Origin of the sequence: Achromobacter sp. (assembly GCF_036567245.1) — a bacterium.
GTDB lineage: Bacteria > Pseudomonadota > Gammaproteobacteria > Burkholderiales > Burkholderiaceae_B > Achromobacter.
In genome coordinates this window covers 1-9,200 of sequence record NZ_DATCUY010000457.1, presented here as the reverse complement: position 1 = coordinate 9,200, position 9,200 = coordinate 1, and the positions used below count along the sequence as shown (strand labels likewise).

The window sequence follows — 9,200 nt, the reverse complement described above, 5'->3', positions numbered from 1 at the left end:
TGACGTGCACCTGCCAGTCGCCGCGCCGCGCGGCCTGGATCGTTTCGGCGCTTACCGGTTGCGACCAGGCGCATTGCTGCGCGGCCTGGCGGTCCCAGGCGGCGCGGTTGTGATGGTAGATATCGATAGTGTCAGTCTGCGGGGCAGGCATTGCGTTTTCCTTCTGCTGATGGGGAAAACTGCCGATGGACGCGCAATCCGCGAGCCTGTGCCTCACAAGAGCCGGCCGCGGCGCGCCGATAGGGGCCGGGACCTGCAAGACATCAGAATGGAACAAGCAATGCGGCTCGCGCGCCAGGCAGCGAGGGGAGGCAAGATGCGTGGGCATCCCGGCATTTACTTGTTCACTCTGAGTGCTCCGGTGGATGTGGGAGAGGGTTGCAAGCTTAACCCGGACGGCGCGGCGGGGACAAATGGCTGCCCGCCGCCGGTTCATTACGCGGTCGTCGCGCAGCTATGCGCTGCGCGGCGCCGTGATCACATGCGCCTGGATCTTTCCCGCGATGGGCCCCGCGCCGTAGCGTGCACGCAGCGCATCGGTCGCGACGTTGATGGCCTGATCCAGCATATTCGCGCCGCGGGCCTCGATCTCGTTGCGCAGCGGCGTCCCCTGGCAATAGGCGATCGCGGCCATCTGCGGTGTGTCCGCCCGGCTTTCAAGGGCGACGGTTTCCAACGTTCGCTGCCCGGTGAATCCTGCGCGGGCCAGATCGGCGGCGATGACGGCCGCGTCATAGTAGCCGTGGGGTACCCGGCTCATGAACTTGGGGGGATCACCGGGAAACAGCCGCGCCAGGGCCTGTTCCACGGTGTCGGCAAACGCGTTGTCCTCGATGCGGTCCCAGACGTTGAACAGGAATGTTCCGCCTGGTCGCAGGACCCGGCGGGCCTCAGCGAAGCCGGCGGCCTTGTCCGGCAGGAACATGTAGCCGAACTGGCACACCACGGCATCGAAAGCCTGGTCCTCAAAAGGCAGCTGCAAGGCGTCGGCTTGGCGCCAAGTGACGGCGCGGCTGGTGCCCAGACCCTGGGCCTGCTCCAGCATGGCCGGGTTGAGGTCGGTCGCCACGATGGCCGTGGCGGCGGGCAACTGCTCCGCGAGCTGCCGTGTCACCGCGCCCGTGCCGGCCGCGATTTCCAGGACGGCCGCAGGACGTAGCGCCGCCGCTCGCCGGGCGAGGTCCGTGGCATAGGGGTCGAAGATAAGGGGAACCATGTACCGTTGATAGAACTGCGGGATGGATCCGGAGAAGACTCGATCGCCAGTGGAAGTGTTCATGGTGTTCGACTCCAAAGCGGCCGCGCGGGGCGGTCTTCAGATTGAACGCAGCCGCGTCCGGCGGCTGGGAAACTCTATTTTAGGCGAGGCGAGACCGCCTGGCGACAGGCGCTCGGCATGGACCTATGCCCCCAACCGCGCCTGTTCCGCCGCCAGATAGGCATCCCGCGACGGGAGCAGATGCTCCCGGCATAGCACCATCAACGCCTCCCGGTCGCCATCGCGCAGGGCGTGGATCATGGCCCAGTGTTCCTGGCGGGCGCGTTCGCGGTAGCCGGCGGCGGCCAGCGATCCAAAGCGGATGGGGTGGGTGCGGCGGGCGTATTCCTGGATGGCCTGGCCCAGCACCGCGTTGTCCAGCAGGCCGAAGAGTTCGCGGTGAAAGCGCTGGTTGCTGCGGAACACGCGGCGCGCGTCGCCGTCGGCGACCGCCGCGTCGTGTTCGCGCTGCACGGCCACCAGCGCCGCCAGCCGCGCCTGCTGCACGGGCAGCGGGATCTGGCTGGCGGCATGCACCTCCAGCACTTGGCGCAGCGCGTACAGCTCCATGACTTCACGCACCGAGTACGCGCGCACCACCGCGCCGATGTTGCGCTTTTTCTCCACCACGCCCAGCGCTTCCAGGTCGGCCAGGACCTGGCGCACCACATGGCGCTTCAGGGCGAAGCGCGCCATCAGTTCGTCCTCGGTCAGGCGCTGGCGCGGGTGCAGCCGGCCGAAGACGATGTCTTCTTCCAGGATGGCGACCGCCGCCTGCGCGGCGTCGAGGGCCTGGGATTGCAAGGCGTCGGGCGTGATGGCGTCCATGGGTCTGCTTACTTCTTCGGCACGGTGTCGTGCGTGACGCCGGCGCGCAGGAAGTCGAAGTCCACGCCCTGGTCGGCCTGGGTCACGGTCTGCAGGAACAGCTTGCGGTAGCCGCGTTCGGCCGTGGGGCGGACCATGGGCTGGGCCTCGGCGCGGCGCGCTAGTTCGGCGTCGTCCACCAGCAGCGCGATCTCGCGGTTGGCCACCGACAGGCGGATGCGGTCGCCGTTCTGCACATAGGCCAGCGGGCCGCCGATGGCGGCTTCGGGCGTGACGTGCAGCACGATGGTGCCTGCCGCGGTGCCGCTCATGCGGCCGTCGGAGATGCGCACCATGTCTTTCACGCCGGCGCGCGCCAGCTTCTTGGGGATGGGCATGTAGCCGGCTTCGGGCATGCCGGGCGCGCCGGTCGGGCCGATGCGCTTGAGCACCAGGATGTCATTGGCGGTGACGTCCAGCGCTTCGTCGTCGATGCGCCGCGCCATGTCCTCGGCGTCCTCGAACACCACCGCGCGGCCCTCGTGCTCCATCAGCTTGGGGTTGGCGGCGGATTGCTTGATGATGGCGCCGCCCGGGGCCAGGTTGCCGCGGAGCACGGCCAGGCCGCCCACCGGGTAGATGGGCGAGGCTGCCGTGCGGATCACGTCCTGCGGGAAGGCGGCAGGGGCATCGTCCAGTTCCTCGCCCAACGTGCGGCCCGACACGGTCAGCGCGTCCAGGTGCAGGTAGGGGCGCAGTTCGCGCAACAGCGCCGGCATGCCGCCGGCGTGGTGGAAGTCTTCCATGTAGTGCTGGCCCGAGGGCTTCAGGTCCACCAGCACGGGCGTCTCGCGGCTGATGCGGTCCAGGCCGGCCAGGTCGATGTCTATGCCCAGGCGGCCCGCTATGGCCGTCAGGTGCACGATGCCGTTGGTGGACCCGCCGATGGCCAGCAGCACGCGCAACGCGTTCTCGATGGACTTGCCGGTGAGGATGCGGTCCGGGGTCAGGCGCGTAGCGGCCATGGCGACCGCCGTGGCGCCGGTTTTCTCGGCGACGCGCACCCGGTCGGCGGTGACGGCCGGGGCCGAAGCGCCGCCGGCCACCATCATGCCCAGGGCTTCGGTGATGCAGGCCATGGTGCTGGCCGTACCCATCACGGAACAGGTGCCCACGCTGGCGACCAGCTGGTTGTTCACGTCCGCGATCTCGGCCGCGTCGATCTCTTCGGCGCGGTAGCGGCCCCAGTAGCGGCGGCAGTCGGTGCAGGCGCCCACGCGCTCGCCGCGGTGCGAGCCGGTCAGCATGGAACCGGTGACCAGCTGGATGGCGGGCACGCCGGCGGAAGCCGCGCCCATCAGCTGGGCCGGCACGGTCTTGTCGCAGCCGCCGATCAGCACCACCGCATCCATGGGCTGGGCGCGGATCATTTCCTCGGTGTCCATGGACATGAGGTTGCGCAGGTACATGCTGGTGGGCTGGGAGAAGCTCTCGTGCACCGAAATGGTGGGGAAGTCCATGGGCAGGCCGCCCGCCAGCATGACGCCGCGCTTGACCGCCTCGATCAACTGCGGGGCGTTGCCGTGGCAGGGGTTATAGCTGCTGCCCGTGTTGACGATGCCGATGATGGGACGCGACAGGGCGTCGTCGGTATAGCCCGCGCCCTTGATGAAGGCCTTGCGCAGGAACAGCGAAAAGCCGGTGTCGCCGTAGTTGGTGAGCCCCCGGGCCACGCCGCGCGCGGCCGTGCCTGCGCTGTCGAAAGGCCCCGGTGCCGCTGCGCCGTTCTTGGTCTGGTCCTTCATTTTTGATCTCGATAATATTATTGATAATTTAACGGGAGCATCATATCCAGCCTTTGAAAGCGCCCGCAAGCGATTTATCGGTGCTGTTCAATTGATCTTTCGCATAGATCAGTCGATAGAAAAATTCTGCTTCTTCAATCAAGTTCCGGACCCTACACTGGCGCGGTTGACGAGCCGGGCGTCCGTTTCATTCCTATACCCATCCCGGCAGGAGACCTACATGTCAGACCTGCGTCTGCGGCCGCGCCGCGCCGTGTTGCTTTCCCTGCTGGCCCTGTGCGCCGGCGTTTCCGCTCCCGCCCTGGCCGCCGACGCCTACCCCGACAAGCCCATCCGCATGATCGTGCCCTACCCGCCCGGCGGCGCGACCGACGTGATCGGCCGCGTGCTGGCGCAGGAACTGACGGGTGCGCTCGGCCAGTCGGTGATCGTGGAAAACCGGGCGGGCGCTGCCGGCAACATCGGCGCCGATCAGGTGGCCAAGGCGCAGCCCGACGGCTACACGCTGCTGATGGGCGCGCTGACCAGCCATTCCATCAATGCCGCCCTGTACCGCGGCCGCGTCACCTATGACGTCGAGAAGAGTTTCGCGCCGGTATCCATCGTGGGCACGGTGCCGCTGGTGTTCGTGGTGAATCCGTCGGTGCAGGCGAAAACGCTGGCCGAGTTCATCGCGCTGGCCAAGTCCAAGCCCGGCTATATGACCATGGGTTCGGCCGGCAACGGTTCGCCCCAGCATCTGGCCGCCGAAATGTTCAAGCGCACCGCCGGCGTCGAGGTGCTGCACGTGCCCTATAAGGGCAGCGGTCCGGCCATGACCGACCTGATGGGCGGACAGGTGCTCAGCATGATAGAAACCGTGCCCGCGGCGCAGGGCAGCATCAAGGCCGGCAAGCTGCGCGCGCTGGCGGTGACGTCGGCTGCGCGCGTGGACGCGCTGCCGGACGTGCCGACCGCGGCCGAAGCGGGCCTGAAGGACTTCGAGGTCAGTTCGATGTTCGGCATCGTGGCGCCTGCCAATACCCCGGCGCCCGTGATCGAGCGCCTGAACGGCGAGCTGAAGAAAATCCTGGCCAAGCCCGAGGTCAAGGCCTCGCTGCTGAACCAGGGCGCCATCGCCACCTGGACCACGCCGGCCGACGCCGGCGCCCGCGTCTCGGCCGAGCTGGCCCGCTGGACCAAAGTCATCGACGAAGCGGGTGTGAAGGGGGACTGATACTCCCAAGGTTGCGGCTTTACGTCACACGCCGGAAGTTCCGCCCGGAACTCCCGGCGATTTTGTTTGCGCGCGCGGTCGAGAAAGACGCAACAAGGCTTGCGTGCCTGGCGCGGAAGACGCACTGAAAAAGCTGCGCATGCAAAGATTTGCGCTATGAACCACCAATGGGGACGCAATAAACCGCAACAAAAACTTCGCGAGATTGTATACAGTGGTTGACCCCGAATAGACTAGGCCGTAATGTATTTTGCGGGCCTTCCCAGGGCGGCAGAAGGGGGATAACAATGACAGACGACCAGGACGAAAAGTCGATTCTGTACACGCATTTCGGTACGCACAGTCCTTATTGGCGTCTGTCCGCCGATAGCGACGCGTTCGAACTCGCGGCGGTCAAGGGCGCCGCCAACATCGCGATGGCGCTGCGCCCGGAACAGGCCGAGACGATACGCAGCCTGACCGGCATCACCTCCAGCGTGCGCATCGACATCTCGCTGTACGGCGACATGCTGCGGCTCCATCTGGTAGGCCGCAAGATCAATCCGAATGAATGGGCGGGTACCGCATCCGCGCATTCCGATACCGAATCCGTGGCCAAGGACCTGGTCGAAGGACTGTCCTTCGCCGAGACCGTGGTGTCCGAGGCCAACTCGGTCATTGTCATCGTCGACCAGAACGGCCGCGTGCAGCGTTTCAACAAGCTCAGCGAGGAATACACCGGCAAGCGCGAGCAGGACATCATCGGCCGCAGCGTCTTCGAGATGTTCATGACGCGCGAAGAGGCGATCGCCTCGCGCCGCAATATCGCCGAGTTCTACAAGCGTGGGCAATCCTACGAGGCCGAGCGCCTCATCAATACAGTCAAGGGACCGCGCCTCTTCCTGTTCCGCAACAAGTTTGTCACCAGCGGCAGCGGCGAAAAGCGCGTCTACCTGATCTGCTCGGGCACCGACATCACCGAGGAACGCCAGGCGCAGGAGCGCCTGCGGGTGCTGGCCAACACCGACATGCTGACCAACCTTCCCAACCGCCACGCGATCACCACGCGGTTGAAGACGGCGCTGGCGGCGGGCCAGGATGGGACGGGCGGCGTGCTGTTCCTGGACCTGGACAATTTCAAGCGCATCAACGACCACTACGGCCACGGCTTCGGCGACCGCCTGCTCAAGTCGGTGGCGGTTGCGATCTCGTCCTGCCTGGCCGAAGGCCAGACCTTGGCGCGGCTGGGCGGCGACGAGTTCATCGTGCTGCACGAAGCCGCCCAGGCCTGGGAACTGGAAGCCACCGCGCAGCGCATCATCGAGCGCCTGCGCGAGCCCTTCCGCCAGGGGCTGATCGAGGTCTACACCAGTTGCTCCATCGGCATCGCCATGTACCCCGAGCACGGCGCCGACCTGGACAGCGTGGTGCGCAGCGCCGACATCGCCATGTATGTGGCCAAGGAAGCGGGGCGCCATACCTACCGCGTGTTCCAGCCCGAGATGGACCGCCGCAATGCGGACTACGTCTGGCTGGACACCAATCTGCGCAAGGCCCTGGCCGAAGACCACCTGATGCTGTACTACCAGCCCAAGCTGGCGGGGCGCAACGGCGAGGTCGACGGCGTCGAAGCCCTGGTGCGCTGGCGCTCGCCCGAGCGCGGCATGGTCGGCCCCAGCGTCTTCATTCCCTACGCCGAGGAATCGGGCCTGATCTCGCCGCTGGGCGTGTGGGTCATGCGCGAAGCGGCCCGGCAGGCCGCAGCCTGGAAGCGCGACGGCCTGAACATCCGCATCGCCATCAACGTGTCCGCGCGGCAGCTGAACGACAAGGGCGTGGTCAGCGACTTCATGCGCGCCATCAACGACGCCAGCCTGGATCCCTGCCTGCTCGATATCGAATTGACCGAAAGCTGCCTGATCGACGACGAGGGCGCCGCCATCGAACTGATCAAGCAATTCCGGCAGCTGGGCGCACGTGTCCACCTGGACGATTTCGGCACCGGCTATTCGTCGCTGTCGCAGCTCGCCCGCATTCCGCTGGACGCGATCAAGCTGGACGCCAGCTTCGTGCGCGGCGTCAACGAGAACCCGGTGTCGCAGGCGCTGGCGCGCGCCATCGTGGCCGTGGCGCGCACGCTGGAACTGAAGGTGATTGCCGAGGGCGTGGAAACCACCGAAGAGGCGGTTTTTGTGGACACCCTGGGCGTGGACGCCAAGCAGGGCTACCTGTACGCCAAGCCCATGCCGGCGGCGGAACTCACCGCCTGGCTGGCCCAGCGCCGCCGGCTGCATCTCATCGCCTGAGGCAGCCGGCTTCACACTACCGCATCAATGCATGGTGGCTTCCAGCGCGGACTCCGCGCTGGAAGAGCTGCGGCGGTTCTGCGCCATTACCAGGCGCTCCATGTAGGCGCGGTCCTTCGGGTCGATCGAGAACGCGGCTTCGACCCAATCCTCGGTAATGTCCATCAGCTCCGAACGCGGCAGGCTCAGCACGCGCTGGCGCGCGCGCAGCATGGCGCGCATGCCGTTGAGCTTGGGCCGCATCACGTCGATGAAGGTGCGCGTGGCCTTGTAGGCGTCGCCCGGCTCGAACAGCACGTCGACCAGGCCCTTGCCATGGAACCATTCGGCGGTGTGAGATTCGCCGGTGCTGATCAGTTCTTCGGCCAGCTTCATGCCCGAGCGCCGCGCCACCAGCGAGTAGCCGCCCATGCCGGGGAAGAGATTGAACGCCATTTCGGGAAAGCCCATGCGGGCGGTGTTCTGCGCCAGCACGAAGTGGTGGGCCAGCGCGGCCTCGAAGCCGCCGCCCAGGGCGGTGCCTTCGATCATCGCCAGCGAGATCGCGCCGGTATCGAAGCCGCGGGTGGCGGCATGCACGCAATCCACGCAAGCCCGGGCGTACGCCCGCAGCGCTTCGCGCTTGCCGGTGCGTATCGCTTCCGCGAAGAAATTCAGATCGCCGCCCACGTTGTAGATCTGAGGCACGAGCGAGCCGGTGACCCAGAAGTCGATGGGCAGGCCGGAGTCCTTGGCGGCGCGCGCCAGGGTCATGATCTCGTCGATCAGTTCATGGTTGAAGCACGGACGCGGTTGAGCGCGAAGCATCATCCACATGACCCGGCGTCCCTCCTCATAAAACGCCGAGAGCTGCTTCAGGTTGCCCGCGGCGGTGAAGGGGTGGCAATCCGGATGAATGAGTTGATTCATTTACTTTCGTCCAATTGATCAAGGTGAGTCGGAGTACTACGGGGTCAGCCTAATACAGACCTTCCGGCTCCCGTCTCATGCAAACCTCGTCCAGCTGGCCAGACTTGTCCGTAAGTCAAAGGCCCGAGTGATCAGTGGAGAAAAGCAATCAGCGCGCGCGGCCGCTCAACCCATCAGGCGATGGCGGCATGGGTAAAACGGATGAGGGATACACGCAAATTCGCGGCGATCCGGGCGATGCGCCGCGCGCGCGCCTGCGGCTGCGCGCTCATGCGTAGGGATGAGGGATGGCGCGGCCGGGCGGCCGCGCGGGCTTGCGTCTTGCGGTTGCGGAATACGCCGATTCAGGCGACGCCGCCGTTGGCGCGCAGGATCTGGCCGTTGACCCAGCCGGCGTCGGGGCCTGCCAGGAACGACACCACATTGGAGATGTCCTCGGGCTGGCCCAGGCGTTCCAGCGGCGGCATCTTGGCGTAGTGCTCGATCAGCTCGGGGCTCTTGCCGTTCAGGAAGAGTTCGGTGGCGACGGGACCGGGCGCCACCGCGTTGACGGTGATGCGGCGGCCGCGCAGCTCCTTGGCGAGTACCTGGGTAAGGCTTTCCACCGCCGCCTTGCTGGCGATGTAGACGGAGTAGTTCGGCAGGTTGAGCGCGATGGTGGTGCTGGACACGTTGACGATGCTGCCGCCGTCGGCCAGCCGCGTGGCGGCTTCGCGCAGCGTGTTGAAGGTGCCGCGGGTGTTGATGCCGAAGGTCTGTTCGTAGAGTTCGTCGCTGGTCTCGGCCAGCGGCACCATCTTCAGGATGCCGGCGCTGTTGACCAGCACGTCGATGCGGCCCAGTCCGGCTTCGACCTGGTCGAACATGGCGCGCACCTCGGCTGCCTGCGACACGTCGGCGCGCACCGCCAGGGCGCGGCC

At 66.4% G+C, this 9,200-nt stretch carries 8 protein-coding genes; 3 read left to right on the top strand and 5 right to left on the bottom strand.

Going from position 1 to position 9,200, the window contains the following annotated elements; all coding sequences use genetic code 11:
- Window positions 1–454: 454 nt before the first annotated feature.
- The 3 genes from VIR09_RS19595 to VIR09_RS19585 form a co-directional block, all read right to left on the bottom strand.
- Window positions 455–1,279 (bottom strand): class I SAM-dependent methyltransferase, encoded by an 825-nt coding sequence (locus tag VIR09_RS19595; RefSeq protein WP_332014375.1) that lies wholly within the window; start codon window positions 1,277–1,279, stop codon window positions 455–457.
- A gap of 123 nt (window positions 1,280–1,402) precedes the next feature.
- On the bottom strand, window positions 1,403–2,086 hold the full coding sequence (locus VIR09_RS19590) for a GntR family transcriptional regulator (RefSeq protein WP_332014374.1): 684 nt from the start codon (window positions 2,084–2,086) through the stop codon (window positions 1,403–1,405).
- An 8-nt stretch (window positions 2,087–2,094) separates the two neighbouring features.
- Window positions 2,095–3,870 (bottom strand): IlvD/Edd family dehydratase, encoded by a 1,776-nt coding sequence (locus VIR09_RS19585; RefSeq protein WP_332014373.1) that lies wholly within the window; start codon window positions 3,868–3,870, stop codon window positions 2,095–2,097.
- A 220-nt stretch (window positions 3,871–4,090) separates the two neighbouring features.
- On the opposite strand from VIR09_RS19585, the gene VIR09_RS19580 reads away from it, so the two are divergent.
- Entirely contained in the window at window positions 4,091–5,086 is a 996-nt protein-coding gene (locus VIR09_RS19580) for a tripartite tricarboxylate transporter substrate binding protein (protein ID WP_332014372.1), read from the top strand.
- A gap of 287 nt (window positions 5,087–5,373) precedes the next feature.
- The gene (pdeR, locus tag VIR09_RS19575; protein ID WP_332014371.1) at window positions 5,374–7,371 is read left to right on the top strand and encodes a cyclic di-GMP phosphodiesterase; all 1,998 of its coding nucleotides are present in this window, start codon (window positions 5,374–5,376) and stop codon (window positions 7,369–7,371) included.
- Window positions 7,372–7,395: 24 nt separating this feature from the next.
- On the opposite strand, the gene VIR09_RS19570 is transcribed toward pdeR, so the two are convergent.
- Window positions 7,396–8,280 (bottom strand): crotonase/enoyl-CoA hydratase family protein, encoded by an 885-nt coding sequence (locus VIR09_RS19570; RefSeq protein WP_088139906.1) that lies wholly within the window; start codon window positions 8,278–8,280, stop codon window positions 7,396–7,398.
- A gap of 134 nt (window positions 8,281–8,414) precedes the next feature.
- On the opposite strand from VIR09_RS19570, the gene VIR09_RS19565 reads away from it, so the two are divergent.
- Complete coding sequence (locus VIR09_RS19565; protein ID WP_158307665.1) at window positions 8,415–8,558, top strand: hypothetical protein; 144 nt, start codon at window positions 8,415–8,417, stop codon at window positions 8,556–8,558.
- Window positions 8,559–8,624: 66 nt separating this feature from the next.
- Here the strand turns inward: VIR09_RS19565 and VIR09_RS19560 are convergent.
- Window positions 8,625–9,200 (bottom strand): SDR family oxidoreductase (locus tag VIR09_RS19560; protein ID WP_332014370.1); only part of this gene is annotated, 576 nt, incomplete at its 5' end.